We start from the raw sequence: 24,762 nt of genomic DNA on the forward strand, positions 1-24,762 counted from the left end.
GCCCATCGCCCTTCGCGCGGCACCCCGCCGCCACGCACGAAACGCCGGTCCGGAGCGTGTGGGCAGAATGTGACGATGCCAAGGACGACAGGCGAAACGGACGGAGCCGGTGGGCGACCCGCGCCACCGGACTTCGACAGCTACGTCCGCACCCAGTGGGAGTCCTGGATGCGGTTCGCCTACATCGTGACCGGCAACCGCCACGACGCTGAGGACGCGGTGCAGGACGCCCTTGTGGGCATCTACCCCCGATGGCGGCGCGTGTCTTCCCACGGCGACCCAGACGCCTACATCCGCCGCTCCATCGTCAACGCCAACATCACTCGATGGCGGCGGACGCGGAAGACCACCCCATATCCAGATCTCGATCCCGCTACCCGGACCGATGGCGACGCCACCGACGCCTTCGCTGATGCGGCGCTGCTCGCCGAACTGCTGCGCGGGCTCCAGCCGCGGCAACGGGCCATCGTTGCCTTGCGCTACCTCGAGGACCGCAGCTACGCGGACATCGCAACTCTCTGCAACTGCACCGACGCGGCAGCCCGATCCGTCGTCCGCCACGCATTGAACGCCCTGCGGGATGCGGTTGACAAGGAACAACCATGAACCAAGACCAGACCAACCCAGAAGAGCCCACCGACGCGGCAGCCCACCGGAGCACCCGGGACCGCCTCACACGCGCCCTGGAGACCCTCAGCGACCCGGCAGCCACTCCGCTCACCGGGGCCATGCTGGCGGAGATCCACGCTCGCGCAGCCAGAACCAGGCTGGTTCTCGCGACTGTTGTCTGCGTCGGCGTGATCGCCCTCGTCGTCGGCATCGCCGTCGCCTCACGCCTGTCCGTCGAACCCGTGCCCTCCGGCACCGAGACCACGACGCCCTACATCGAGGCAGGGGGCGGCGTCGGCACACCTGCCGCTCCCAGCGGCTTCCGCTGGGAGACCAGAGGCTCCGTTTCTGTCGCCGTCCCCGACGACTGGACCACAGGGTCCGCACCGCGCCCGGACTACTGCGCCCGGCCGGCAACCCCGGCGCGGCCGTACATCGACCTCGACTATGCCACCGGCAGCACGTCGACCACGTGCCCCGCTTTCCCCGACGCCGCGCAGGCCATCCATGTCACCCTGAACGACGCCTCCGCCCCAGCGCCCTGGCAACCCGAGTCGTCCACATGGACACACGCGGAAACCACAATCGCAGATACACGGATCACCGTCGTCTTCACCTCGGACCAAGCGAACCTGGCTCACCAGATACTCGAATCCGCCCACGACTCGTGAGCCGCCGGAAGATGCTCGGTCTGCCGAGCGGCGCTCCGGGGACGCCGACGGGCATCAGTCCTCGACGGTCTCGCCCACGTAGTCGGCGACCCACTCCACGAGGGGCAGCAGCCGCTCGGCGAGTTCCCGCCCCCGGTTGGTCAGCGAGTACTCGACCCGCGGCGGGACCGTTCCGAACGTCTCCCGGTGCACGAAGCCGTCCGCTTCGAGGGTCCGCAGTGTCGTGCCCAGCATCTTCTCGCTGATCCCGTCGACCTCGCGCCGCAACTCCCCCCAGCGGTGCGTGCCGCCCGAGAGCACCACGATCACGAGGACGCCCCACTTGCGCGTCACATGGTCGAGGACGACGCGGGTCGAGCACTCCGCCGAGAAGAGAGGCTTGTCGCCGCCTCGGGCCCGCAACTCCGCAAAACTAACAGACATACCTGTACCTAACCAGAAAGTGGGTACCGTCATTCCGGAATACGCGTCGTCCCGGCAGAGGTTGTCCCTGGCGACACGCGCACCCGCGCACCGACGAAAGGAACCCTCACCATGACCATCCTCGTCACCGGCGCGACCGGTCACCTCGGCGGCCTCGTCATCGACGCACTCCTCGCCCGCGGCGCGGAGCCCGGCGACATCATCGCCGTCGGGCGAAACACCGAACGGCTGAGCGGGCTGGCCGGACGCGGTCTCGGGACCGCGGTGGTCGACTACACCGATCCGGCCACGGTCGCAGCCGCTGTCGCGGGCGCGGACACGGTGCTCCTCATCTCGGGCAACGAGATCGGGCAACGTCTCGCGCAGCACCGCAACGTCATCGAGGCCGCGGCGCGGGCGGGCGTGACACGATTCGCGTACACCAGCGCCCCGTTCGCCACGACGTCCACGCTGCTCCTGGCTCCCGAGCACAAGGCGACCGAGGAGGCCATCGCCGAGGCGGGACTGCCCGCCGTGATCCTCCGCAACAACTGGTACAACGAGAACGCCGTGCCCGACTACGAGCGGGCCACCGCGTCGGGCGTCCTTCTCACCAGCGCCGGGGACGGCCGCATCGCCTACGCCGCCCGAGCCGACTACGCCGAGGCGGCCGCCGCGGTCCTGCTCGCCGCCGAGCCTCCGGCGGCGGTGCTCGAACTCGCCGGCGACCGGGCCCTCCTGCCCGAAGACGTGGCGGAGTCCTTCGCCGCCGTGTCCGGTCGTCCGGTCGAGGTGCGCCACGTGACCGGCGACGAGCATCGCGCCGCGCTGCTGGCCGCGGGCGTGCCCGAGGCGGCGGTCGGCTTCGCGGTCGCCCTCGACGCCAACGTGGCCGACGGCACCCTCGGCTACACCGACGGCACGCTGTCGCGGCTCCTCGGACGGCCGACGACCCCGTTGGCGGATACGCTGCGCGAAGCCCGCTGAACGGGCGACGGCCTCGCCCGGCTGTGCGGACCTCAGCCGGGCGAGGCCCTTCGGCCCTCCGCCCGCCGTATCCCGCCGCGTCCGTACGGCATCCTCCGGGACCGTCCGGCAGTTTGCTCTTTTCTCGATCTTCTTCCGCTGTTCCCTCACACGGCCATCGCGTACTTTGCTCATGGACGGAGGCAAGGTCGCGCCGTACCCGAGCGGGCAGCGATGCCCGCAGAGAGGAGCAAGAAATGACTAACCAAGGATTGGTCATCGGCATCGACTTCGGCACCGGAAGCTCGAAGGGGGTGCTGGCCGAGCTGGACGGCAAGGTCATCGCCACTTCGGAGCAGCAGCACCGGACATCCATGCCGAAGCCCGGTCACGTCGAACACGACGCCGATGAGGTGTGGTGGGCGGACTTCCTGGCGATCACACAAGATCTGTTGCACAAGGCCAGCGGCCCGATCGTCGGCATCACGACGTCCGGCATCGGACCCTGCAGCGTCTTCTGCGACGCCAACGGGGTCCCGCTTCGCCCGGCGATCCTGTACGGCGTGGACACCCGCGCCTACAAGGAGGTGGAGGAACTCACCGACAAGCTCGGCGTCGACGCCCTGCTCGAACGGTGCGGCAACCTGCTGACCTCGCAGTCGCACGGCCCGAAGTTCCTGTGGACGGTCCGCAACGAACCCTGGGTGTGGGAGAAGGCGAAGTACTTCTTCATGAGCCAGACCTACGTCGCCTTCAAGCTGACCGGCGCCTACGTGCTGGATCATCAGTCGGCGTCCATGTTCGATCCGATGTACTCGCCCCGGACACAGAGCTGGATCCCCGAGTGGTCCGAGCTGTGCGCCCCCGGAATGGCCCTCCCCGAGCTGAAGTACTCCAATGAGATCGCCGGGTACATCACGGCCGAGGGGGCCCGGCTCAGCGGGCTGCCCGAAGGCATCCCGGTCGGCGTCGGCACGACCGACGCCTTCAGCGAGGCGATCAGCGTCGGCGTGAAGGACGCCGGCGACGTCATGCTGATGTACGGCTCGACGATCGTCGCCGATCTGATCGCCGACCACGTCATGGCACACCCGAACCTGTGGGCCTGCACCAGCGTGTACCGCAACACGTTCGCCCTCGCCGGCGGCCTCTCGGCCTCCGGGGCACTGACCACCTGGCTCAAGGACCTCACCGGCGGCGTCGAGTACGCGGTGCTCACCGAGGAGGCCGAAGAGGTCAAGCCAGGGGCCAACGGACTGCTCGCCCTGCCGTACTTCGCCGGTGAGCGGACGCCGATCAGCGACCCGATGGCCCGCGGCGTGATCGCAGGCCTGACGCTGAGCACCACCCGCGGCGAGCTGTACAGGGCGCTGCTGGAGGCCACGGCCTACGGCACCCGGCACCTGCTGGAGTCCATCAAGGAGGCCGGCGGCGAAGGAAAGCGCTTCGTCGCGGTCGGCGGCGGCACCAAGGGCGGCCTGTGGACCCAGATCATGTCGGATGTCTGCGGCATCGAGCAGGTGCTGCCGAAGCTCGCCATCGGCGCCAGCTACGGCGACGCGCTGATCTCGGCCCAGAACGTCGGCGCCGCCGACGAGGCGACGAGCTGGATGGAGCCCGCGGCGACCGTCACCCCGAACCCCGACAACAAGGGGCTGTACGACGAGATGTTCGCCCGCTACCTCGAGCTGTACCCGGCCACGAAGGACATCGCGCACTTCCTGGCCGCCAAGCAGATCGACGGCTGATCCTCGACGGGACGAGGGGTGGCGGCCTGGCCGTCACCCCTCGTGCTGTGTCGTGAGCCGTGTCCGGAGCGGGGGGCGCGACGCCGGCACCACGCCGCCCGCGCAGGTCGCCGACGTAGGGTGACGCCATGACTTCTCCGCGCTGGAAGCCCGCACGCGACGTGTCCACCGCCTCGGTCACCGCCCTCGGCCTCATCGGCGGGTGGGTGAGCGCCCGCGAGTCGGGCGTTCGGCCGCTCGGCACCGTCCTGCTCGGGGCGGCGGCGGTGTGGGCCGGGCGCACCTGGTACGCGCGTCACGGCGCGGGGCCGGCCGCCGCGCTGCTCGCGCTGTACGTGGCGGCGTTCGGCGCGTCCCATCCCCTGGCCCGGAGGATCGGCCCGTGGCCGGCGGTGCTGACCGCGACGACCGTCACGGCGGGCACGGCGTACCTGGCGTCCGACCGCCGGGCCTGACGTTGCGGGCTCGACCCGGAGCGATGGCCGGCACGCGGCGGCCGCGACCGGCAGCGGTCAGACCGGCGGCTCGGGATCGTACTGGATCCCGCGGCGCACCTGCCGCGCCCGTTCCCGCCCGGCCAGGCGGTCGACCAGATGCAGCGCCATGTCGATCCCCGCGGACACACCGGCGGCGGTGACGACGTCCCCCGTGTCGACCCAGCGCGCCTCGCGATCGGGCAGGCAGGTCGGCTCGGCGGCGAGCAGCTCGCCGAAACTCGCATGGTAGGTGGTCGCGGCACGTCCCGCGAGCAGCCCGGCGGCAGCCAGGACCAGCGCGCCCGTGCACACGCTGGTGATGAGCGCGCCGCGTTCGCGAAGGTCGCGCACCCAGGCGAGGGTGCCGGCGTCCCTCATGAGCGCGCGCGTCCCGGCGCCGCCGGGGATCACGACGAGATCCAGGTCGGGCGCCCACGCCGCGTGCGGGACGAGGACCGCGCCCTTCGCGGCGGTGACCGGCACCTTGTCACGGGCCACGAGCCGCGTCTCCCAGCCGTCGGCCGGGTGGTGGCTGGTCCAGTACGACAGGACCTCCCAGGGGCCCATCGCGTCGAGTTCCTCCACCCCGTCGAACAGCAGGATCCCGAGTCGTCTCACCCGGCCAGTATCGCCGACGCCGCCGAGCGATCCCGGCGTCAGCACGAGGACACGACCCACAGATTCTGGATGTCGGCGTAGCGGACGACGTGGGGATCCCGCTCGCCGGCGACGTCGAGGCGCACCTCGCCGTGGTCGCCCGAGGCGACCGTCCCGCACACCGTCGCGGCGCTCGTCCTCACCTTCAGGTACGGCGTCGTGGCCTTCGGCGGCGCGAGCCACAGCAGGGACGCCCCGATCAGCAGGGCGACGACGCTCACGACCGCCGCCCCTCGGGCGACGGCGAGCCGCGCCACGGACCCGCTGCGCCGCTGGACGCTGAAGTCGTCGAACGACTCGTACCGCCGCTCGAACTCGGCACGGGAGATGGTGGCGGGGTGCCCCGCCGTCGCCGTCAGCGCCGTCCACAGCGATGTGAGGCCCGCGACGGTCGCGACCACGGCGATCGCCACGACCGCGATCCTCCAGGCCGGGTCGATCGAGGCGGCATCGGGCAGCTTGATGAGCAGCAGCCCCGCGGCGGCGGTGCTGACGAGCCCCGAGAGGCCGCCTCTCCAGGCATCGACGGAGGTGGGCACCTCCTTCTCCGCGAGGGCGGCCAGCCGCTGCCAGTCCTGGCTGCGACGCTGCGCCTCCGCCGTCGGCGCGGCGGGCGGACGGTCCGGCAACGGCCGGGGGGTCTGCGGTTCGGACATGGCTCTCCTCACAGGACGTACAGCGTGAAGCAGGCGCCGCACCCGGCGACACCGCCGGGCGCGCCGTCGTAGATCCCGGGTGCGTCGCAGGTGACGGTCACGGTCGAGGGAGGTCCGTCACCGTCCCCGAGCGCGGCGGCGGACGCGACGCCTTCCGCGTCGGCCACCTCGTCGTCCAGCCGGGCCACGACGGACTGCTCGGCCTCCTCGCGGAAGGTGAAGGGGCCGGAGCAGCGCGGGCACGGCCCCGCCGCGGTGATCCGCCATCCCGTGCGGCGTCTCGCGGCGGCGGTCCTGATCCTCCCCTCCTGCTGCAACCGGTAGGACTCATCGGTCCAATGCTGCGAAGGGGTGCTCTCGTGGACATACTTCATGGCGCCTCCCCGTGGGCCATCCCACCGCGTCCCCGCGCGGTGCCCCATCGTCCCCCGGGAGAACGGGTCGGCGGCAGTCACCGACTCGATGGACGTCCCGGCGAGGCGGCGCGACGGTCCTTCCGGGCCCCACAGACTCCGCACAGGACTGTCCGACGCGGCTTGTAGGGTGGCCGAATGGACTCACGCGCCGCCTCGCCGGAGCTCGACGCCGCCGACCGCCCTCACTGGCGGCGCGATGTCGCCGTGTTCCTCTCCGGCCAGGCCGTGTCGCTGTTCGGCTCGATGATCGTGCAGTACGCGGTGATGTGGTACATCACGCTCACGACCAAGGACGGCGTCGCCGTGGCCATGTCGGCCGTGTTCGGGTTCCTCCCGCAGGCGATCATCTCGATCTTCGGCGGCGTCTGGGCCGACCGGCACAACCGGAAGCTGCTCATCATGGGCTCCGACGCGGTGATCGCGCTGACGACCCTCGTCCTCGCGCTGCTGATGCTGTCGGGGCGGACCGACCTGTGGCTCATCTTCTGCGCGCTCGCGGTGCGCTCCGCCGGAGCGGGCATTCAGACACCCGCCGTCGGTGCCCTGATCCCCCAGTTGGTGCCGACCACTCACCTGATGACCATCAACGGGCTCAACCAGAGCATCCAGTCCGGACTGATGCTCATCGGTCCCGCGGTCGCGGCCCTGCTGTACAGCGTCCTGCCGATCGGTGCCGTGTTCTTCGTGGACGTCGGCACCGCGATCATCGGCATCGGGCTTCTTGCGCTCGTGCCCGTCGGCAAGGTCGCGCGGTCCTCCGAGGCCGTCAGCTACTTCGGGGACCTCGTGGAGGGGGCGAGGTACGCGGCCGGGCACGGGCTCGTACGGTGGCTGCTGGGGCTCAACGCCGTCGTGATGGTCCTCGCCGCGGCGCCGTCCTACCTCACGCCGCTGATGGTCGCCAACACCTTCGGCGACGAGGTGTGGAAGCTGACGGTGCTGGAGCTGTCCTTCTCGGTCGGCATGCTGATCGCGGGCGCGACCGTCGGGTTGTGGGGCGCGAGGCTCGACCGCATCCGCCTCATCTTCGGCTCGGCGATCGCCTTCGGCATCCTGTCGATCGCCCTGGGCCTGTCGCCCAATCTGTGGGTGTTCTACGTCTTCATGTTCCTGACCGGTGCGGTCGTGCCCGCCTTCTCCACCCCGTCCATGACGGTGCTGCAGGAGTCGGTGGAGCCGGAGCGGCAGGGTCGGGTGTTCGGTCTCTTCGGCATCGTGTCGGCCGTGGCGATGCCCCTGGGCATGGCGGTCTTCGGTCCGCTGGCCGAGGTCTGGTCCGTGCAGGTCGTCCTCGTGCTCGCGGGGGTCGCGACCTTCGCCGCCGCGGTGCTCGCCGTGTCCCTGCCGGTGGGCCGTGCCGCGCTGCGCGAGGCCCGAGCCGTCGCCGGGGGGCCTTCCACGGGGGGCACGCCGACACAGGCCTGACGTCCGGGCTCGCTGCGCACGGGCCGACAGGGCCTTCCGCCCGCCCGGGCGGCGTCAGGCGGCGACCGCCCGCGCCGGTTCGTCCTGCGGCGGGGGGGCGTCCCCGGGCTCGGCCCGCCCGGCGCGTGCCGCCAGCATCGCGATCAGCCAGACGATGACGCCGGCGAGCATGGAGTACACCGCGGCCAGCCAGATGTTGCGGGGCTGACCGCCCGTGAACTGACCGACGATGGCCTGGCCCAGGACGAGTTCGGCCAGCCATGCGGCGGCGAGGACGACGACGTGGACACGCAACCGGCGGCGTCCCCAGGCCCGCACCAGCAGCCAGGCCAGCATCACGACGGCGACCGCTCCCAGCGCGAGGCGTGCCCACTGGAGCGCCGGGTATTCGTCGCCCTCGACGATCCGCCACACGGGCCAGCCCAGGCAGCGCACCAGCGATCCCTCGCCGGCGACGACGATGCCGAGCAGGTGCATGACGATCACCACGCCGGTCGTCGCCCAGCCCCACCGGCCGAGTCGGGACTCGCCGTCTCCCGGGTCCTCCAGACGGACGGCCGCCCACGAGATGAGGCAGAGCGCCACCTGAGCCGCTGCGACGTCCAGCACGCCGAGAGCCTTCGGCAGGCTGAAGAGCACGATCATCATGCCGAAGAAGCCCGAGGCGATCGCGGCGACCAGCGCGGCGAACGGGAACCACCGCAGGCGCCTGTCGGGAAGGCGCCGCCCGAACCACGCTGCGAAACCCAGGGACACCAGCGAGCCGAAGGCGACGACCCGGTGGGTGAACTCGATGGCCGAGTGAAGGCCGCTGGGCGTCACCTGATCGTGGAAGCACCCGGGCCAGGTGGGGCAGGCGAGTCCCGACTCGGTCGCGCAGACGGCCGACCCGAGCAGGACGGCGCCGAGGGTGAAGCCGGTCGCCAGCCGGTAGCTCCGACGCGGGACGGGCACCTGTTCGGTCACACTCATCAGCCGGTCTCCTGGATCCGCGGCACGCCGCGGCCGGACGCCGGGGTCGCCGGTGCCGATCATGCCAGTCCGGGACGTCCGCCGCTGGCGATTCGTGACGTGACAAGCACCGCGGCGGGATTCCGGTGACGCTCCCCGGTACCGGGGAGCCCACCCTGGCGTCCCGGTGATCGACCCCTGGCAGACTCGCTGACCCGCCGCGGGCGCCGCTCACACCTCGGCGTGACCGTGGCTGTGGCGGTGGTGGCTGTCGGGGAAGTGCGGATGGGAATGCGTGACGGGCTCGTGGGTGTGGACGTGCCGGTGCCGCACCCCGGCCGGGACGGGCGGTTCGTGGACGTGGTCGTGATGCCCGTCGTCGTGGGTGTGCCAGTGCTCGTGCGTGATCGGCTCGTGCGTGTGCTCGTGGACGTGCGCCTCGGTGAGGTGCAGCCAGACCCCCGCCCCCATGAGGACGGCGGCCACCACGAGCGGCCAGCCGAGCGGGTCGCCGAGTGCGACCGCGAGGCCGGCGCCGACGAAGGGGGCGACCGAATAGTACGCCCCGGCGCGGGCCGTCCCGACCTTCGCGAGGGCGGTGATGAACAGCACCAGGCTGATGCCGTACGACACGACGCCGACCGCGGCCGCCCCGAGCAGCGGTACGGCCCCGGGCAGCGTCGCTCCGAGGACCAGCGCCAGCACGAGGTTCACCGGGCCCGCGACCGCTCCCTTGACGGCCGCCAGCCAGGTGGCGTCGGTGAGGGCCACCTGCCGGGTGAGATTGTTGTCGATCCCCCAGCACAGGCAGGCGCCGAGCACGGCCGCCGCGGGCCAGACTCCGGAGAACTCGACGGCGCCCGGCCACGACAGGACGACCGCCCCGAGCGCGATCAGAGCGAATCCGGCGACGACGCGCCGGTCGGTCGCCTCGCGAAAGACGACCCACGCGATCAGGGCCGTGAACACGCCTTCGGCATTGAGCAGGAGGGACGCCCCCGAGGCGGGCATCGCGCTGAGGCCGAGCATCAGCAGCACGGGGCCGAGGACGCCTCCGAACACGATGGCGCCGGCCAGCGGCGGGATGTCGGCGCGGGCGAGGTGGACACGCGGGCTCCGGCGCACCAGCCGCCATGCGAACAGGGCGAGGCCCGACGCGGTGTACAGCAGCCCGGCCAGCAGCCACGGGCTGATGTCGCCCAGCAGCAGCTTCGCGACCGGGGCCCCGGCACCGAACAGGACGGCCGACCCGAGACCGGCCAACGCCCCCGCGGACGACGCGATCCGGCGGCTCATCCACTCACCTCCACTGCTCCTGGGCGGCACGCACCGCATCCACCAGCCCGGCGACGTCGCGGATACCGGCCGGGTCCAGCCCCAGCCGCGCGGCCGCCTGCAGCACCATGGGCTGCCGAAGACGCGCCCTTCCCACGAGATCCTCGTCGGACAACAGGGCCGCCGGCCCGCCGTGCCGCACCGCACCACTCTCCAACACTGCTACCGAATCGGCCCACCACAAGGCGAAATCTACCTCGTGGGTTGAGATCACCACTGTCGTCCGCGCCCGCAGCAGGCTCTCCAGTGCGGCGACCATCTCGTCGACGCCCTGCGGATCGAGCCCGGCGGTCGGCTCGTCCAGCAGGATCAGGCACGGCTTCATCGCCAGCGCCCCGGCGATCGCGACCCGCTTGCGCTGCCCGTACGACAGTTCGTGGATCGGGCGCTCGGCGAGATCGGCGATGGACAGGACGCCCAGCGCCTCGTCCACCCGCCGACGCACCTCGTCCTCGGGCAGGCCGAGGTTCACGGGCCCGAACGACACGTCCCGCTGGACGTCCGCGGCGAAGAGCTGGTCGTCGGGGTTCTGGGCGACGAACTGGACCACCTGACGATGGGCCCGCAGACCGCGCCGATCGTAGGCGACAGGGGCGCCGTCGACCAGCACGCGTCCCTCCCCGGGGCGGATCGCCCCCGACAGGGTGCGCAGCAGCGTCGTCTTGCCCGAGCCGTTGGCCCCGAGCAGAGCGAGCCGCCCGCCCCGGGGGATGTCGAGATCGGTCCCCCGCAGCACCTCGTGCTCCCCGAAGCGAACCGACAGTCCCTCGGCCGTGAGGTGACGGTGGCTCATCGCGCCCACTCCCACGCGAGCGCGCCGCCGCCGATCGCCGCCACCACCGCCACGCTCGCGACGAGGAACCCCGTCGACCGCACGCGTTCGGGCGCGAGGGTGCGCAGACCCTCCTCGTACCCGCGTCCGGCCAGGCCGGCCTCCAGCCGCCGCGCACGCTCCCAGGCCCGGACGAACAGGACGGCGACCCCCATCGACGCCGATCGCATCGCAGCCCGCCGTGTCGCGTAGCCGAGGCGCGCCTCCTGTGCGGCGTGGATGGCTCCGGCGGACTCCAGCAGCCCGAACGTGAAGCGGTACACGAGGGCCGCGATCTCCACGAGCGCATCGGGAAGATGCGCCCGGCGCAGTCCCTCCAGCAGGTCGACCATCGGCGTCGAGCAGGCCAGCACGAACATGGCCAGGGTCGCCGCGAGGGCACGGATCAGCAGATTGCCGGCCGTGGCGACTCCCTCGGGGGTGACGCGCACGACGAGCGCACCGTCCCACGCGACGCTCACGGCGACCGTCGCGACCCCGATCAGGATCGACACCAGCGGCACCCAGCCGATCCGGCCGAGCCTCCTCCAGCCGACCCCGACCGGCCCGACCAGCAGCACCAGGCTGACCACCGCCACCGCGCACCCACCCGGGACGGACGGCAGCGACACCGCCGCGAGCAGCAGTCCCGCCGACAGGATTCCCTTGTCACGCAGCGACCGCACGCGCCACGGGCTGGACCACGCGGCGTGGTCCAGCGCGAGGCCGTGGGCCATCAGGCGGCGGGATCGGGCGACGGCCGGCCGTCGGGAGCCGCGGCCTTGCTCCGGCGACGTCCCCACAGCCCGCCGAAGGCGAAGCCGAGGACGACGCCGCCGAGGGCGGCCTGCAGCGCGAACAGGCCCGACTCGACCTCGCCGGACTCGGGCTGGAAGAACGGCTCGAACCAGGGCTGGTAGTCGGGATTGGATTCCTCGATCTGCGCCGTGGCCGCCCCGTCGGTGCCGCCGAAGCGCTCCTCGGGGTCGGTGCGGGTGCCGCCGACGACGAAGCTGACCGCGAAGATCACGACGAGGGCGGCGACGAGCAGGATGTTGACGGTGGACTTCCGCAGCCTTCCCATCTCAGGCCTCCTTCACCGCGAGGGAGCCGAGGACGCCGAGCCGCTCCAGCTCGGGCCGGGCGACATCGGTCAGCAGACGGAAGACGAGCACGCCGAGGATTCCCTCGGCGATCGCGAGCGGCACCTGCGAGATCGCGAAGATGCCCATGAACTTCGCCACCGAGCCGAAGATGCCCGAGACGGGGTCGGGGAAGGCGAGGGCGAGCTGGAACGACGTGACGACGTACGTCGACAGGTCGGCGAACGCGAGCGCGAGGAACACGCCGACGTTGCGGTTCAGCTTCAGCTTGTTCGACAGCGTCCAGAACGCGTAGCCCACCCACGGCCCGGCGATGCCCATCGAGAAGACGTTCGCGCCGAGCGTCGTGATGCCGCCGTGCGCGAGCAGCAGCGCCTGGAACACGAGGACGATCGTGGACAGGAACGCCATCACGGGTGGCCGGAAGAGCACCGCGCCGAGCCCTGTCCCGGTGGGATGGGAGGAACTGCCCGTGACCGATGGCAGCTTGATGGAGGACAGGACGAAGGTGAACGCCCCGGCGGCGGCGAGCAGCAGGCGCGACTCGGGGTGCTCCTTCGCCTGCTTCACGACCGCACGGGCCCCATGGACGATGAATGGTGTGGACACCGCGTACCAGGCGACGCAGTGGGCGACAGGCAGGAATCCCTCAGCGATATGCATGAGTTCCCTCTCTAGGTGACGTGGCCTAAGGAACCGACGCCTGCGCACGTATCTGACTGCCAGCCGAAGCTGGATCACAGTGGCCCGACCGTCCCGGATTCGCACCGGGTTCCGTCACGCAGGCACTTGGCATGATGCCACACTTCGGACGGCCCGGAGGCCGATCCGCGGCACTCGCCGAGGGGGCTCGTCTCAGTCCAGCAGGAAGGGCATGGCCGCCGCGAGGAAGCCCTGCGGATCCCGGGAGTGGACGCGGTGACCGGCCGCGACCGTGACGACGCGCGCGTCGGGAAGGGCGGTCGCGAGCGCGACGAGGCGTGGCAGCGGGACCCGGCTCAGCGGGCCGCCCGCGACGACGAGCGCCGGCGCGGAGACGGCTCCGAGCGCGGCCCACCACTGCTGCTGCGGCGACGTCAGTTGCGCGATCACCTGCCACATCAGCCGGGGGTCGAAACGGCGCATCCCCAGCGGAGCGAGCGCGCACATCCCGAGCGCGGTGCGGCACGGGAACGGAGGCCCGTCGTACGGGCCGCGCGGCGGCACCGGGGGGTCTTCGAGGACGAGGCGCGTGATGCGGTCGGGGTCGTGCTGCGCGACGAGCGTGGCCGTGTACGCCCCGAGGGAGTGCCCGACGAGGGCCAGCCGCTCCACACCGGCGTGGTCGAGGCGCCTCAGGACGTCGTCACGGAACGCGACGAGCGGATATCTGCCGGGACACGCGGCGCCGCGGTGGCCGAGCAGCGGGAACGCCAGGGTCGTCCGGCCGTGGGCGTGGAGTGCGCCGCGCACCCGATCCCACGTCGCAGGACGGCTCGCCGCCCCGTGCAGACAGACGACAGGTTCCACTCGGCCAACCTAGCTCGGGCCGCAATCCGAGACGGGCCGGGACGCTCATCCGCGTCGGGTCCCGCGCAGGCCCTCCGGCCCGCGGATCGGCCGGTTCGGGCTGTGTCCAGCCTGTGGACGTCCCTTGACGAGCGGGCACGGCCATCGGAGACACGGGGGCCCGACGCGGGTCAACAGCGTGTCCGCCTTGTGGATGACGGGATCTCCCGCCGACGGCTGATCCCCCTGACAGGACAGGGTTTCTGCACTGATCGTCCAGGTTTCGACCGGACTGTCCACAACACTGTCCACAGAACGCCGAAGAGTCCATCATTCAATGGACTCGGGTGTCCTAGAGTCTGTTGTCAACCTGACACGCCGCCAGGGAACCGACCCAAGTTCGAGGGGCCGCCCCCATGACCGTTCCGCCATCAGCCGCACCCGCGCGACACCTGCGGGCACGCCGGAATCCCCGCTGGATCGCCGCGGGCATCCTGGCCATCTGCCTCGGCGCCGTCGGGTCGCTGCTGCTCTACTCGCGCGCCGCGACGGCCAACGTGGTCGTGGCCATGGCCGCCACCGTCATGCGCGGCGAGGTGGTCGACGCGGACGATCTCGTACAGATGACCGTCGGGCATCTCGGCGGCATGCGAGCCGTCCCGTCGGCGCGGCTCACCGATCTGGTCGGGCAGGAGGCACTGGTGGACCTCCCCGCCGGCAGCATCGTCCTGGAGGGCACGACCGGGACGTCCGAGCAGCCCGCGGGGCGGGCACAGGTCGGGATCAGGCTCCCGCTCGGCCGGCTGCCCGTGGCCGCCCTCCCCCGCGGAACGCCGGTGCGGATCATCTCGGTGCCGCCGCCGGACGCTGCCGGAACGAGCCCGGTCAGCGTGCGGGGAACGGTCGCCTCCGCTCCGCTGGAGACGGCCGACGGCGCCCGCGTGCTGGACGTGTGGGTGCCCGCGGCGTCCGCCGAGACGGTCGCCCGGCTCGCCGCGGTCGATCAGCTCGCGTTGATCCTGGAGGCGCCGTGAGCGTGCTGGTGCTGACGTCCGCCGGTGGCTCCCCGGGCGTCACGACGACCGCGGTGGGGCTGACCCTGGAATGGCCGCGGGACGCGCTGCTGGCCGACTGCAACCGCGACCCCGACCAGGCCGTCCTCGCCGGATACCTCGCGGGTGCCGATCCGAGCGGACGGGGCCTCCCCGCCCTCGCCCTCGTCCACCGGGAAGGGCGGTCCCTCGACTCCGAGATCCTGCGGGCGACGATGCCCCTGACGAGCGCGCCGCCGTACCGCAGCCTTCTTCCGGGCTTCGTGCACCCGGCCGGAAGCGACCTCTTCGCCCCGGTGTGGCCGGCGCTGCTGGACGCGTTCCAGGCGACCAGCGCGGCAGGCACCGACGTGATCGTCGACGGCGGCCGGATCGGGCGGACGGGACTGCCCGACGTCCTGGTGACCCGGGCCGATGCGCTGGTGGTGTGCTGCCGGACCAGCCTGCGCTCCCTCGCCGGACTGCGCCTGTACCTGCCGCCGCTGCAGGACGCCGCCCGCGAGGCGGGGACGCGCGTCGGGCTGCTTCTCGTCGGCGACGGGCAGCCCTACGGAGCGGCCGAGATCGCCGCGCAGTTCCAGACGCCCATCGTCGCCACGGTGGCACACGATCCCGTGGCCGCCGGCGTCTTCAGCGAGGGTCACCCCGCGCCCCGCCGCTTCGCCGAATCGCCCTACCGTCGCTCGATCGTGGCGGCCGCCTCGCGACTCTCGGCCCTCGCTGCGCGGCCCCACGCCCGGCAGGGCGCCTCATGAAGCCTCTCGGAACGATCCCGCTGCTCGCCCGCGACGACGGCCTCGATCCCACGATGCCCGCGGCGACCCCGCCCGCGCCGCGTCCCGAGTTCGCTCGCGAACCCGACGGGATCGACTGGCCGCTCATCGTCGGCCTTCGCCGGGTGGCCTCGGCCGAGATCGCGGCACGCCTCGCCGCGCACCTCGCGAGCACGGGCCGTCCTCTTCCCGAGTTCGACCGCCGGCTGCTCGGGCGCTCGGTCGTCCGCTCGGTCGTCCGCGCGCACGCACGCCAGCAGAGCGACGCCGGGCTGGCCCTGTGGTCGCTGGCGACCGAGCAGGTGTACGCACAGGCGCTCGAGAGCGCGATCTTCGGCTATGGCCGCCTCCAGCCGCTGTTCGAGATCCCGGCCGCGGAGAACATCGAGATCAACGGGCACGAGTCCGTCATGGTGCAGTTCCCCGACGGCACCCGGACGCCGCACCCGCCCGTCGCGGACAGCGACGAGGAACTCATCGAGGCCATCCGCTTCCTCGGCGAGTCCGCCACGCCGTCGCGCCCGTTCGACGAGGCGCATCCCACCATGACCCTGGCGCTCGGCGACCGGTTCCGGCTCCATGCGATCGCGTTCGGACTCACGCACAGGCCCGCGATCACCATCCGGCAGCACACGCTCACCGACGTGTCCCTCCCCGACCTGGCGGACACGGGAATGCTCCCCCGGGAACTGGCGCGACTGCTCACCGCGGCGGTGCGCGCCCGCAAGTCCGTGGTGATCGCCGGCGACCAGGGCGCAGGGAAGACCACCCTGCTGCGGGCGCTCATCGCGGCGATCCCGCACGGCGAGCGCTTCGGCACGCTCGAGACCGACTACGAGCTCCTCACGCATCTGCAGCCCGGTCGCTCCAACATCGTCGCGCTCCAGGCGCGCATCGGGATGGGCGAACTGGTCGACGGTCGGCACCTCGGGGAGTACTCCGTCGCCGACCTCATCCCCGAGGCGCTGCGGCAGAACCTCACCCGGCTCGTCGTCGGCGAGGTCCGCGGCACCGAGGCAGGCGCCATGTTCCAGGCCATGCAGGCCGGTGCCGGCACCTTGTCGACGACGCACAGCCATTCGGCGGAGTCCACGATCGACCGCCTCGCCGCCCGCGTCGCCGAAGGCGGGGTCCTGACCATGTCCGAGGCGTACCGGCAGATCGCCCACCACCTGGATCTGCTGATCCATGTGCAGCTCACCGACGACACCTGGCGAGGCGGGCGCCGGCGGCGCGTCGTCTCCGAGGTCCGCGGCCTGACCGGCGCCGTCGAGAGGGAGCGTCCCGTCACCCACCTCGTCTACCGCGCGTCCGGCGGCACCCCGGGCGTCCTCGATCCCGGCGACAGGCTCCGCCGGGACCTCGCCGAGTTCCTGCCGCACGATTCCCCGAGGGGCGATCGCCATGCCTGAGGTGCTCGCCCTCGCGTGCGGGGCCCTGATCGCAGGGGGCCTCTGCGCGTTCCTGGCCGGACTGACGGGGGTGGTTCCGCGACGGGGATCGAAGCGCCGCCGAAGCCACCGCGAACGGCGGCGGCGGCTCGGCACGGCCGCCACCGGCAGGGTCGCGCTCGCCGTCGCCGGGGGCGTGCTCGGCACGGCACTGACCGGGTGGCCCGTCGTCACGATCCTCGTCCCGGCCGTCGTCCTGCTGCTGCCCGGGCTGCTCGCGACGCCCGTCAATCGAGACCTCCTCCTCCTGGAGGCCCTCGACCGATGGGTGCGGCTCCTGGTCGCGACCCTGTCCACGGGGGTGTCGATCCCCGATGCGATCCGCGCGACACGCCGCCAGGTCCCCGCTCTCCTCGCCGATCCCGTCGCGGCGCTCGTGGCCCGGCTCGACGACCGGTGGCCGATCCGCCAGTCGCTGCTCGCGACCGCCGACGACCTGGCCAGCCCCGACGCCGACGCCGTTCTCGCCGCCCTCGTCCTCGCCGCGGAACGAGGCGGCACCGGTGCCGTCGAGACGCTCCAGTCGCTGGCCGACTCCATCGGCGACCGGCTGCGGGCCGGACGGGAGATCGAGGCCGAGCAGGCCAAGCCCCGGATCGTGGTGCGGCAGGTCACCGTCCTCACCCTCGTCATCCTGGGCGGGGCGATCATCCTCGGACGAGACTTCTTCGCCCCGTACGGCACGTGGTACGGACAGATCATCCTCGCCTCGTTGCTCGCGGCCTATCTCGGGTCGCTCGTCTGGCTGCGCCGCCTGACCGCTCCCCGTGTGCGCGAGAGGATCCTCCAGTGACCGGCCCGGTCATCGCGTTGATCGCGGGCATGCTCCTCGCGGGCGGAAGCTGGCTGATCGCGGCGGGAGCCGTCCACCATCCGCCGCGGCTGACCGACGCCCTGGACGTCCTCGACGGCATCCGCGGGGGCGCGTCCGAGGACCGCATCGCGGCCGGGGACGGCCGGCTCGAACGCGTCGGCGCCGCGGTCTTCCGCGCAGTGCGGCTCCCGCTGACGACCCGGCAGCGCTCCGCACTGCTGCGCCAGGAGCGCTCCGTGGGCGACTTCTACGCGGAGAAGCTGATCTGGGCACTCGTCGGCCTCGCGGCCCCGCTCGTCCTCACCGGGGTGCTCGCGGGCGTCGGCGGTCTCCCGGGATTCGTTCCGATCGGCGCCGGACTCGCCGGCGCGGTCGCCGGGTTCCTCGTGCCCGACCTGGTGCTGCGGCGACAGGCGAAGGCCGATCGCAGCGACGGCCGCGAAGCCCTGTTCACCTACTTCGACCTCGTCGTCCTGGAGCGTCTGGCCAACAGGTCGGGGCCCCAGGCGCTCGCGGCAGCGGCAGAGGTGTCGCAGCATCCCGTCTTCACCCGCATCCGGGGTGCGCTCGACCGGGCGCGGCTGGAGCAGACGGCACCGTACGCGCACCTACGCGCCCTCGCCGACGAGTTGGAGTTCTCCGAGCTCCACGACATCGCCGACGTGATGCGGCTCGACGAGTCCGGCGCGGCCCTGGCCGGCGTCCTCCGGGCCCGGGTGGCCGAGCTTCGCGATGCACACCTCACCGGCCGGCGCATCGCCGCACAGACCGTGTCGGAACGCATGACCCTGCCCATGACCGTCCCGACCCTCGTCTTCACCCTGATCCTGTTCGTCCCCCCGCTGCTTCGGCTGCTGACCCCCTGACCGGCCCCGTCCATCCGAACCGACCCCTACCCAAGGAGTACCCGTGCTGATCCCGTTCCAGGTCCTCGCATCGCTGGTCGCCGCACCGAGGAGGGATGAGCGCGGGCTGTCGCAGTCGACGGAGAACGCCCTCCTCGTCGCCGGCGCGGTCGCCGTCGCGCTGCTGATCGTCACCGTCGTCACGGCGTACGTGACCGGAAAGCTGCAAGGCCTGCAATGACCCGCCCGGAACGGCGCGACGAACGCGGCCTCGCGGACTCGACCGCCTGGGCGCTGCTCATGCCGTTGCTGCTCGCCCTCATCCTCGGCCTGCTGGCCGTGGGTCTGTGGATGTACGCCCGCATGGGTGCTGCCACCGCCGCCGCGGTGGCCGGCGACACCGCCGCTGCCGCGACCGGGGATCCCGACGAGGCGCGCCGGAAGGCGATCCGTATCGCCGAGAACGCCGGCGTCCGGGAGATCGACGTGTCGATCAGCCGGGCGGACGGCCTCGTGACCGTGACCGTCCGCGGGAATGCCGTCCTGCCCGTCGAGGTGGGCGGCCTCGGCCGCATCCACGAACAGGCCACGCGACCTGTCGAGGCGGCGACCCGACCATGAGACACCCGCCACCCCCGCGGGACGAGCGGGGCATGTCGATGTCCGTCGAGCTCGTCATCGTCGTCCCGGTGCTGATCGTGCTTCTCGGCGTCGTCGCCGGCGGCGGCAGGTACTGGCACGCCCGCACGACCGTGGAACGCGCCGCGGCCTCGGCCGCCCGGGCCGCCACGTTGCAGCGCTCGGCTTCCGCGGCGGAGGCGGCCGCGCGGCTCGTCGCCACGACGGAGTTGGACGGTGCCGGAGTCGGGTGCGGATCGCGGGATGTCGCCGTCGACACGTCGGGGTTCGCCGTCCCCGTCGGTCGGCCCGCCACGGTGACGGTCGCCGTGGCGTGCCATGTGTCCTTCGGAGGCCTGATCGTCCCCGGCCGGCCGGGGACGATCGTCGTCGCCCACTCCGCTTCCTCCGTCCTGGACCGCTACCGAGGGAGACACGCATGAAGATCGTGCGCGGGGTTCTCGCCCTGCTCGTCCTGCTGGGGCTCGTCGCCGGCGCTCCGGTGCTGCTGGCGGCCGCGTTCCGTCCGCCCGACCTCGGCCGGGGCTGGCGCATCCTGCTCATGCCCGATGACGGGACGCTGCTGACCTTCGCCGTCGTCCTCGCGGGCTGGGCCGCGTGGCTGGTGTTCGTCGTCTCGCTGCTGGCAGAGCTCGCCGAGCGGGTGTCGCACGGGCGGGTCCGCACACCGCGCGGGCTGCGGGCGCCGCGCGCGGCGGCGGCGTTCCTCGTGGGGGCGGTCGCCGCTCTCGCGACCCTGCGCGCCGTCGCGGGCGATGACGTCCCGCCGCCGGCCCACGCCTCGGTGCTGTACGCGCCGGTCCCCGACGCCGTGCCGGAGGCCGAGCGGCCGGCGACCGCGGCGGAGGCCGTTCCGCCGCCCGCTGCGGAGACGCAGGCCGTCGACGACGCGCACCTCTCCTACACGGTGGCTCCCGGCGACGACCTGTGGACACTCTCCGAGCAGTTCCTCGGCTCCGGAGCGCGGTGGTCCGATCTCGTCGCGGTGAATCCCGGTCTCGACCCGCGCCTCGACCTCCGGGCCGGCCAGATCCTGCGGCTCCCGGCCGACGCGAACCCGCCCGGCACGAGTCTCGCGGCCGGGCCACGTCTTCCCGCCGCTCCGCTGGACAGGGCATCGGGAGAGAGCCGGACGGTCACGGTCCAGCGCGGCGACTCCCTGTGGTCCATCGCCGAGCGGTCCCTGGGCGACGGGGAGCGGTGGCGCGAGATTCACGAACTCAACCTCGATCAGATCGCCGATCCCGACCAGATCGACATCGGCTGGGTGCTGCGACTCCCCGGCTCGGCGGGGACCGCGTCCCCGCAGCCGCCGGCACCCGAACGACCCGCGGCCAGGCCGGACTCGGCACAGACGCCGCGGACCGCGCAGCCCACGTCGGACCCCCCGGTGGGGTCGGCTCCTGCCACGCCGGCAGCCACGACGGGCTCACCCGACGAGGTCGACACGGAGGATCGGGCCACGGTGATCGCCGGCGAGTCCGCCGCGAACCCCGCGCTCCTGCTCCTCGGCGGAGCCGGCCCGCTGATGGCCGCCGGGATCTGCGCCGCGCTGGCGGCGTCGCGGGAGACGCAGGGATGGAGCCGCCCGCGTGGGCGACGTTTCCTGCAGCCCGGCGAGGACGGTGCCCGGGTCCGGACGGCTCTGGCGACCGTGGCCGATCCCCTGCGGCTGACCCTGCTCGACGCAGCCCTGCGCCTGGTCGGAGAGCACTGCCAGGTGTTCGGCATCGACCCGCCGCCTCTGTCGCGCCTCGGCGTCACCCGCGACCGGATCGTCCTCGCCTTCGACGGCGCGCCCCCCGCGCCGCCCGCGTTGTTCGAGGCCGCCGCCGACGGATGGGTGCTGCCTGCCTCCGCGCGGGCCGACGCGGGCGACCCGGCCGGGCCGCACCCGTACCCGGCCCTCGTCACGCTCGGCGAGCTCGACGGCGAGACCGTCCTGCACGATCTGCTGTCCACCCCGGTGCTGGGCATCTGCGGCCCGACGTCGGCCGTGGACGACGTGGCGACGGCCTGGGTGCTCGAACTGGCCACCGCTCCGTGGGCGCCCGACCTGCTGCTCCATGTGACCCCGGGGCTGGCCGGGCTCCTCCTCCCGGCGCGCGACGACGTCTGCTCCGGCACCGAGGACGATCTGGTGGACGGGCTGGAATCGCTCGTGGCGGCCCGGCGCGAGGGACTTCGCCACGGACTCGCCGACGTCCGGCCCGCCGCGGTCTTCGTGTTCGGCGGACGACTCCCCGCCGCCCTGCGCGACAGGGTGCTCGCCGCGCGCGCCCACGAGGCCGGCGTCACGGTCGTCCTCGCGCACGACACCGGCCCCGCGACCTGGGAGGTGACCGGCCCCGAGGCCGCTCTGCGAGGTCGCCTGCTGCCGCAGGGGCCCGCGGTGTCGCACGCGCAACGCCTGGCCGCGCAGACGCAGGCGGCGGTCGCGGAGCTCCGCCAGGTCGCCGAGAGCCCCCGGTCCACCCCGGCCCCGTGGTGGCCCCCCGAGGGCGAGGACCCGCCCCCTTCCACGCCCTCGAACCGTCCCCTCGTCGTCAGCCGCCAGGAGGAAGCCGTGCCAGGAAGCCACCGACCGCTGCATCCGCTCCTCAACCTTCTCGGGCCGATCGAACTGCTCGGGACGACCGGCTCCCCGCCCGCACGGGGGCAGCGGACCTGCATGGAGTACTGCGCCTGGCTCCTGGAGCATCAGGGCAGCACCGCCGCGGCGATGACGTCGTCGCTGCTGGTCGCCGAGTCGTCGCGGCGGTCGTCCGTGAGCAGGCTGCGGTCGTGGCTCGGCAAGGACGACGACGGCGCCGCGTACCTGCCGGACGCCTATTCGGGGCGCATCTGGCTGCACCCCGCCGTCAGTTCGGACTGGCAACAATTGCAGATTCTCATCGCGCCCGGGGTGAATCGCACACCGCCGGAGACGCTGCACACGGCGCTCGGCATGGTGCGCGGCGCCGTGCTGGCGGACGCGGCGCCCGGCCAGTGGAGCTGGGCCGAGGAGTTGCGGATGGACATCATGGCGACGATCCGCGACATCGGGCTGGAACTCACCGATCACGCCCTGAACGCGGGGGACATCGACCGTGCGCGGTGGGCGATCGCCCGCGCGCTGACCGTCTCGCCCGAGGACGAGGAGTTGCTGTGCGCACGGATCCGCACCGAACGCCGGGCCGGGAATCATCGTGAGGTCGAGCGTCTGGCGCTGAAGACCACGGCACACGCCCGCCGGCTCGGCGTCGACCTCCGGACGGACACGGTCCGGCTTCTCCAGGAGGTGATGGAGGGGCGCATCCGAGCCCGCACGATCCTGCCCTGAAAACCCGCCGCGGCACGCCGCGACCGACTGGCAATACGGGTAGGCACAGGTTCACACTTGGGGCGCAGATCTGAAACACTGTGCAACCAGCGCGTGGGAATTTGTGGGGTGCGTCATGAACGACCGATACGACGACATGTACCAGGCCGCGTCCAGGTACTACGTCCAGGGGGAGACGATGCAGAGCATCGCCCGCCACCTCGGGCTCTCGCGATCTTCGGTCTCCAGACTGCTGAAGAATGCGCGCGAGACCGGACTCGTCCGCATCAGTCTCGCCGAGCAGAGCGGCTCGCAGTCCCCGGCGGCGAAGGCCATCGGCGATGCGTTCGGTGTCCGGGTCCACATCATCTCGGTGCGCGACAGCGCCAACGAGTACGTCCGTTTCGACCAGGTCGCCCGGCTCGCGGCCCGGCTCATCACCGAGGCGGTCGGCGACAACATGCTGATCGGGGCCGCGTGGGGTGTGACGGTCGCCAACGTCGCCCGGCATCTCGGTCACCGCTCGCTGGTGGGCAGCAGCATCGTCCAGCTCAACGGCGGCGCGAACTCGCACAGCACCGGGATCCCGTACATAGGGGAGATCCTCGAGACGATAGGAGAGGCCTTCGACGCCCGCGTCGTCCACTTTCCCGTCCCGGCGTTCTTCGACTACGCCGAGACCAAGGCGGCCATGTGGCGGGAACGGTCCATCCAGTACGTCCTCAACAAACTGGCGCATCTGGACATCGCGATCTTCGGCGTGGGGTCGCCCCAGGGCGCGGTGCCGTCCCAGGTGTACACCGCCGGCTACTTCGACCCCGACGAGATCGCCCGCATAACCAAGCGGGGCATCGTCGGGGACGTGTGCACCGTCCTGCTGCGCGAGGACGGTTCCTGGGAGGACATCGATTTCAACCACCGCGCGTCGGGCGTCACACCGCGCGATCTTCGCAAGGTCCCGAAGCGCATCTGCGTCGTGGGCGACCCGCGGCGGGCGCCCGCCCTGCTGGGGGCGTTGCGGGCGGGCGTCGTGACGCACCTCGTCGTCGACGAAGGGACCGCTCGGCTCGTCCTCGACCGGATGTGAGGTCCGGGCCACGGCCCCGGCACCCCCGCCGAACGCTCTGAAACCCCCGGAAATCAGCGGGAAACCGGCAGTTTGGGAGCGCTCGGCGGATGGAGCGGGCGGGAGCACCCGCAAGGCACCCCCGCCGAACGCTCTGAAACCCCCGGAAATCAGCAGGAAACCGGCAGTTTGGGAGCGCTCGGCGGATGGAGCGGGGGTCAGTCCCGGTCGAGGGCGCGGCGGCGGCGATCCATGATGCGCAGGATCATCGGCGTGAAGATCAGTTGCATGGCCAACTCCATCTTGCCGCCCGGCACCACGATGGTGTTCGCCCGCGACATGTAGGAGTCGTGCAGCATCGACAGCAGGTACGGGAAGTCGATACCGCGCGGATTCGCGAACCGGATGACGACGATCGACTCGTCGGGCGTCGGGATCCAGCGGGCGACGAACGGGTTGGACGTGTCGACGACGGGAACCCGCTGGAAGTTGATGTGCGACCGCGTGAACTGCGGGCAGATGTAGTGCACGTAGTCGTTCATGCGCCGCAGGATCGTGTCCGTGACCGCCTCGGTGGTGTACCCGCGTTTCGCCCGGTCGCGGTGGATCTTCTGGATCCACTCGAGATTCACCACCGGCACCACGCCGATGAGCAGATCGACGTGCTGGGCGACGTTGGCGTCGTCGGTGACGACACCGCCGTGCAGGCCCTCGTAGAAGAGGACGTCGCTCGACGGCAGATCCTCCCAGGCGGTGAAGGTACCCGGGTCCTGCCCGTACGGGGCCGCCTCCGTCGTGTCGTGAAGGTAACGCCGCACCTTGCCGGAGCCGGTCTCGGCGTACGACGCGAACGTCTGCTCCAACTCGGGGAACAGGTTCGCCTCGGGGCCGAAGTGGCTCAGCGTCCCTCCCGACTCGGCGATCCGCTTGGACATCTCGACGCGGTCGTAGCGGTGGAAGCTGTCACCCTCGATGAACGTCGCGTCGACCCCTTCCCGGCGGAAGATCCCCGAGAAGGTCTGCATGACCGACGTCGTCCCCGCCCCGGACGAGCCGGTGATCGCGATGATGGGATGTTTCGTTGACATGGTGCCTGGCCCTCCTCGG

General features: G+C 72.0%; 28 protein-coding genes and 1 riboswitch. Of the genes, 16 read left to right on the forward strand and 12 right to left on the reverse strand.

Going from position 1 to position 24,762, the window contains the following annotated elements; all coding sequences use genetic code 11:
* Positions 1–75 precede the first annotated feature (75 nt).
* Together G555_RS17660 and G555_RS0103100 are read left to right on the forward strand one after the other, a co-directional pair.
* Positions 76–606: a sigma-70 family RNA polymerase sigma factor gene (locus G555_RS17660; protein ID WP_084634643.1), complete on the forward strand. Its 531-nt coding sequence runs from the start codon at positions 76–78 to the stop codon at positions 604–606.
* On the forward strand, positions 603–1,280 hold the full coding sequence (locus G555_RS0103100; RefSeq protein WP_028707731.1) for a hypothetical protein: 678 nt from the start codon (positions 603–605) through the stop codon (positions 1,278–1,280). The genes G555_RS17660 and G555_RS0103100 overlap by 4 nt, the downstream gene beginning before the upstream one ends.
* Before the next feature lie 54 nt (positions 1,281–1,334).
* Here G555_RS0103100 and G555_RS0103105 read toward each other — a convergent pair whose 3' ends face one another.
* A complete protein-coding gene (locus G555_RS0103105; RefSeq protein ID WP_028707732.1) occupies positions 1,335–1,703 on the reverse strand; it encodes a winged helix-turn-helix transcriptional regulator in 369 nt (122 codons plus the stop codon).
* Between the two features lie 111 nt (positions 1,704–1,814).
* Between G555_RS0103105 and G555_RS0103110 the strand changes: the two genes are divergently transcribed.
* The 3 genes from G555_RS0103110 (at position 1,815) to G555_RS0103120 (ending at position 4,851) form a co-directional block, all read left to right on the forward strand.
* Positions 1,815–2,669: an NAD(P)H-binding protein gene (locus G555_RS0103110; RefSeq protein WP_028707733.1), complete on the forward strand. Its 855-nt coding sequence runs from the start codon at positions 1,815–1,817 to the stop codon at positions 2,667–2,669.
* A 236-nt stretch (positions 2,670–2,905) separates the two neighbouring features.
* Complete coding sequence (locus G555_RS0103115; RefSeq protein WP_028707734.1) at positions 2,906–4,396, forward strand: FGGY-family carbohydrate kinase; 1,491 nt, start codon at positions 2,906–2,908, stop codon at positions 4,394–4,396.
* A gap of 128 nt (positions 4,397–4,524) precedes the next feature.
* Complete coding sequence (locus G555_RS0103120) at positions 4,525–4,851, forward strand: hypothetical protein (RefSeq protein ID WP_028707735.1); 327 nt, start codon at positions 4,525–4,527, stop codon at positions 4,849–4,851.
* Between the two features lie 57 nt (positions 4,852–4,908).
* Here the strand turns inward: G555_RS0103120 and G555_RS0103125 are convergent, their stop codons facing one another.
* Genes G555_RS0103125 through G555_RS0103135 form a run of 3 tightly spaced genes read right to left on the reverse strand, consistent with a single transcriptional unit; the run spans position 4,909 to position 6,559 of the window.
* Positions 4,909–5,490 carry a DJ-1/PfpI family protein gene (locus G555_RS0103125; RefSeq protein ID WP_028707736.1) on the reverse strand — a complete coding sequence of 194 codons (582 nt, stop codon included), beginning with the start codon at positions 5,488–5,490 and terminating at the stop codon, positions 4,909–4,911.
* 38 nt (positions 5,491–5,528) lie between these two features.
* The gene (locus G555_RS0103130; protein WP_028707737.1) at positions 5,529–6,185 is read right to left on the reverse strand and encodes a hypothetical protein; all 657 of its coding nucleotides are present in this window, start codon (positions 6,183–6,185) and stop codon (positions 5,529–5,531) included.
* Between the two features lie 8 nt (positions 6,186–6,193).
* Positions 6,194–6,559: a hypothetical protein gene (locus tag G555_RS0103135; RefSeq protein WP_028707738.1), complete on the reverse strand. Its 366-nt coding sequence runs from the start codon at positions 6,557–6,559 to the stop codon at positions 6,194–6,196.
* 177 nt (positions 6,560–6,736) lie between these two features.
* Here G555_RS0103135 and G555_RS17665 point away from each other — a divergent pair, with 177 nt between their 5' ends.
* On the forward strand, positions 6,737–8,026 hold the full coding sequence (locus G555_RS17665; protein ID WP_036920986.1) for an MFS transporter: 1,290 nt from the start codon (positions 6,737–6,739) through the stop codon (positions 8,024–8,026).
* Between the two features lie 54 nt (positions 8,027–8,080).
* Here the strand turns inward: G555_RS17665 and G555_RS0103145 are convergent, their stop codons facing one another.
* The 7 genes from G555_RS0103145 to G555_RS17675 all read right to left on the reverse strand — a co-directional run bounded on the left by G555_RS0103145 (position 8,081) and on the right by G555_RS17675 (position 13,735).
* Positions 8,081–8,998: a COX15/CtaA family protein gene (locus G555_RS0103145; protein ID WP_156887411.1), complete on the reverse strand. Its 918-nt coding sequence runs from the start codon at positions 8,996–8,998 to the stop codon at positions 8,081–8,083.
* Positions 8,999–9,208: 210 nt separating this feature from the next.
* Positions 9,209–10,273, reverse strand: coding sequence for a DMT family transporter (locus G555_RS0103150; RefSeq protein ID WP_036920990.1), 1,065 nt, complete (start codon positions 10,271–10,273; stop codon positions 9,209–9,211).
* 4 nt (positions 10,274–10,277) lie between these two features.
* The gene (locus tag G555_RS0103155; RefSeq protein WP_028707741.1) at positions 10,278–11,105 is read right to left on the reverse strand and encodes an energy-coupling factor ABC transporter ATP-binding protein; all 828 of its coding nucleotides are present in this window, start codon (positions 11,103–11,105) and stop codon (positions 10,278–10,280) included.
* On the reverse strand, positions 11,102–11,860 hold the full coding sequence (cbiQ, locus tag G555_RS0103160) for a cobalt ECF transporter T component CbiQ (RefSeq protein WP_036920993.1): 759 nt from the start codon (positions 11,858–11,860) through the stop codon (positions 11,102–11,104). The genes G555_RS0103155 and cbiQ overlap by 4 nt, the downstream gene beginning before the upstream one ends.
* Positions 11,860–12,207: an energy-coupling factor ABC transporter substrate-binding protein gene (locus tag G555_RS17670; RefSeq protein ID WP_211223161.1), complete on the reverse strand. Its 348-nt coding sequence runs from the start codon at positions 12,205–12,207 to the stop codon at positions 11,860–11,862. The genes cbiQ and G555_RS17670 overlap by 1 nt, the downstream gene beginning before the upstream one ends.
* 1 nt (position 12,208) lies before the next feature.
* Positions 12,209–12,889 (reverse strand): energy-coupling factor ABC transporter permease, encoded by a 681-nt coding sequence (locus G555_RS0103170; protein ID WP_028707743.1) that lies wholly within the window; start codon positions 12,887–12,889, stop codon positions 12,209–12,211.
* A 26-nt stretch (positions 12,890–12,915) separates the two neighbouring features.
* Positions 12,916–13,026: riboswitch (cobalamin riboswitch) on the reverse strand.
* A 55-nt stretch (positions 13,027–13,081) separates the two neighbouring features.
* Entirely contained in the window at positions 13,082–13,735 is a 654-nt protein-coding gene (locus tag G555_RS17675) for an alpha/beta fold hydrolase (RefSeq protein ID WP_051208343.1), read from the reverse strand.
* 395 nt (positions 13,736–14,130) lie between these two features.
* Between G555_RS17675 and G555_RS0103180 the strand changes: the two genes are divergently transcribed.
* The 10 genes from G555_RS0103180 (at position 14,131) to G555_RS0103225 (ending at position 23,676) form a co-directional block, all read left to right on the forward strand.
* Positions 14,131–14,748: a hypothetical protein gene (locus tag G555_RS0103180; RefSeq protein ID WP_028707744.1), complete on the forward strand. Its 618-nt coding sequence runs from the start codon at positions 14,131–14,133 to the stop codon at positions 14,746–14,748.
* Entirely contained in the window at positions 14,745–15,521 is a 777-nt protein-coding gene (locus tag G555_RS0103185) for a hypothetical protein (protein WP_028707745.1), read from the forward strand. Before G555_RS0103180 ends, G555_RS0103185 begins: the two co-directional genes overlap by 4 nt.
* A complete protein-coding gene (locus G555_RS17680; protein ID WP_084634645.1) occupies positions 15,518–16,951 on the forward strand; it encodes a TadA family conjugal transfer-associated ATPase in 1,434 nt (477 codons plus the stop codon). Before G555_RS0103185 ends, G555_RS17680 begins: the two co-directional genes overlap by 4 nt.
* The gene (locus tag G555_RS17685; protein WP_084634648.1) at positions 16,944–17,783 is read left to right on the forward strand and encodes a type II secretion system F family protein; all 840 of its coding nucleotides are present in this window, start codon (positions 16,944–16,946) and stop codon (positions 17,781–17,783) included. The genes G555_RS17680 and G555_RS17685 overlap by 8 nt, the downstream gene beginning before the upstream one ends.
* Positions 17,780–18,670, forward strand: coding sequence for a type II secretion system F family protein (locus G555_RS0103200; RefSeq protein WP_028707747.1), 891 nt, complete (start codon positions 17,780–17,782; stop codon positions 18,668–18,670). Before G555_RS17685 ends, G555_RS0103200 begins: the two co-directional genes overlap by 4 nt.
* A gap of 43 nt (positions 18,671–18,713) precedes the next feature.
* A complete protein-coding gene (locus G555_RS22150) occupies positions 18,714–18,890 on the forward strand; it encodes a hypothetical protein (RefSeq protein ID WP_156887412.1) in 177 nt (58 codons plus the stop codon).
* Positions 18,887–19,270 carry a TadE/TadG family type IV pilus assembly protein gene (locus G555_RS0103210; protein WP_028707748.1) on the forward strand — a complete coding sequence of 128 codons (384 nt, stop codon included), beginning with the start codon at positions 18,887–18,889 and terminating at the stop codon, positions 19,268–19,270. The genes G555_RS22150 and G555_RS0103210 overlap by 4 nt, the downstream gene beginning before the upstream one ends.
* A 32-nt stretch (positions 19,271–19,302) precedes the next feature.
* Positions 19,303–19,710, forward strand: a complete 408-nt coding sequence (locus G555_RS0103215; protein ID WP_051208347.1) for a TadE/TadG family type IV pilus assembly protein — start codon at positions 19,303–19,305, stop codon at positions 19,708–19,710.
* Positions 19,707–22,610, forward strand: a complete 2,904-nt coding sequence (locus G555_RS17690) for a LysM peptidoglycan-binding domain-containing protein (RefSeq protein ID WP_036920995.1) — start codon at positions 19,707–19,709, stop codon at positions 22,608–22,610. The genes G555_RS0103215 and G555_RS17690 overlap by 4 nt, the downstream gene beginning before the upstream one ends.
* A gap of 115 nt (positions 22,611–22,725) precedes the next feature.
* Complete coding sequence (locus G555_RS0103225; RefSeq protein WP_028707750.1) at positions 22,726–23,676, forward strand: sugar-binding transcriptional regulator; 951 nt, start codon at positions 22,726–22,728, stop codon at positions 23,674–23,676.
* Between the two features lie 197 nt (positions 23,677–23,873).
* On the opposite strand, the gene G555_RS0103230 is transcribed toward G555_RS0103225, so the two are convergent.
* On the reverse strand, positions 23,874–24,743 hold the full coding sequence (locus G555_RS0103230) for a phosphoribulokinase (protein WP_028707751.1): 870 nt from the start codon (positions 24,741–24,743) through the stop codon (positions 23,874–23,876).
* Positions 24,744–24,762 lie beyond the last annotated feature (19 nt).

This window comes from Propionicicella superfundia DSM 22317 (assembly GCF_000423465.1).
Classification (GTDB): domain Bacteria; phylum Actinomycetota; class Actinomycetes; order Propionibacteriales; family Propionibacteriaceae; genus Propionicicella; species Propionicicella superfundia.

What these genes read in the sequence shown, in the direction of transcription:
- G555_RS17685 (WP_084634648.1), top strand. Translation starts at nt 16,944, where the DNA reads ATGCCTGAGGTGCTCGCCCTCGCGTGCGGGGCCCTGATCGCAGGGGGC.
- G555_RS0103110 (WP_028707733.1), top strand. Translation starts at nt 1,815, where the DNA reads ATGACCATCCTCGTCACCGGCGCGACCGGTCACCTCGGCGGCCTCGTC.
- G555_RS0103135 (WP_028707738.1), bottom strand. Translation starts at nt 6,559, where the DNA reads ATGAAGTATGTCCACGAGAGCACCCCTTCGCAGCATTGGACCGATGAG.
- cbiQ (WP_036920993.1), bottom strand. Translation starts at nt 11,860, where the DNA reads ATGGCCCACGGCCTCGCGCTGGACCACGCCGCGTGGTCCAGCCCGTGG.
- G555_RS0103120 (WP_028707735.1), top strand. Translation starts at nt 4,525, where the DNA reads ATGACTTCTCCGCGCTGGAAGCCCGCACGCGACGTGTCCACCGCCTCG.
- G555_RS0103150 (WP_036920990.1), bottom strand. Translation starts at nt 10,273, where the DNA reads ATGAGCCGCCGGATCGCGTCGTCCGCGGGGGCGTTGGCCGGTCTCGGG.
- G555_RS0103155 (WP_028707741.1), bottom strand. Translation starts at nt 11,105, where the DNA reads ATGAGCCACCGTCACCTCACGGCCGAGGGACTGTCGGTTCGCTTCGGG.
- G555_RS17690 (WP_036920995.1), top strand. Translation starts at nt 19,707, where the DNA reads ATGAAGATCGTGCGCGGGGTTCTCGCCCTGCTCGTCCTGCTGGGGCTC.
- G555_RS0103105 (WP_028707732.1), bottom strand. Translation starts at nt 1,703, where the DNA reads ATGTCTGTTAGTTTTGCGGAGTTGCGGGCCCGAGGCGGCGACAAGCCT.
- G555_RS0103210 (WP_028707748.1), top strand. Translation starts at nt 18,887, where the DNA reads ATGACCCGCCCGGAACGGCGCGACGAACGCGGCCTCGCGGACTCGACC.
- G555_RS0103130 (WP_028707737.1), bottom strand. Translation starts at nt 6,185, where the DNA reads ATGTCCGAACCGCAGACCCCCCGGCCGTTGCCGGACCGTCCGCCCGCC.
- G555_RS0103170 (WP_028707743.1), bottom strand. Translation starts at nt 12,889, where the DNA reads ATGCATATCGCTGAGGGATTCCTGCCTGTCGCCCACTGCGTCGCCTGG.
- G555_RS17680 (WP_084634645.1), top strand. Translation starts at nt 15,518, where the DNA reads ATGAAGCCTCTCGGAACGATCCCGCTGCTCGCCCGCGACGACGGCCTC.
- G555_RS17670 (WP_211223161.1), bottom strand. Translation starts at nt 12,207, where the DNA reads ATGGGAAGGCTGCGGAAGTCCACCGTCAACATCCTGCTCGTCGCCGCC.
- G555_RS0103180 (WP_028707744.1), top strand. Translation starts at nt 14,131, where the DNA reads ATGACCGTTCCGCCATCAGCCGCACCCGCGCGACACCTGCGGGCACGC.
- G555_RS17660 (WP_084634643.1), top strand. Translation starts at nt 76, where the DNA reads ATGCCAAGGACGACAGGCGAAACGGACGGAGCCGGTGGGCGACCCGCG.
- G555_RS0103230 (WP_028707751.1), bottom strand. Translation starts at nt 24,743, where the DNA reads ATGTCAACGAAACATCCCATCATCGCGATCACCGGCTCGTCCGGGGCG.
- G555_RS0103100 (WP_028707731.1), top strand. Translation starts at nt 603, where the DNA reads ATGAACCAAGACCAGACCAACCCAGAAGAGCCCACCGACGCGGCAGCC.
- G555_RS0103225 (WP_028707750.1), top strand. Translation starts at nt 22,726, where the DNA reads ATGAACGACCGATACGACGACATGTACCAGGCCGCGTCCAGGTACTAC.
- G555_RS0103215 (WP_051208347.1), top strand. Translation starts at nt 19,303, where the DNA reads ATGTCGATGTCCGTCGAGCTCGTCATCGTCGTCCCGGTGCTGATCGTG.
- G555_RS17665 (WP_036920986.1), top strand. Translation starts at nt 6,737, where the DNA reads ATGGACTCACGCGCCGCCTCGCCGGAGCTCGACGCCGCCGACCGCCCT.
- G555_RS0103115 (WP_028707734.1), top strand. Translation starts at nt 2,906, where the DNA reads ATGACTAACCAAGGATTGGTCATCGGCATCGACTTCGGCACCGGAAGC.
- G555_RS0103145 (WP_156887411.1), bottom strand. Translation starts at nt 8,998, where the DNA reads ATGAGTGTGACCGAACAGGTGCCCGTCCCGCGTCGGAGCTACCGGCTG.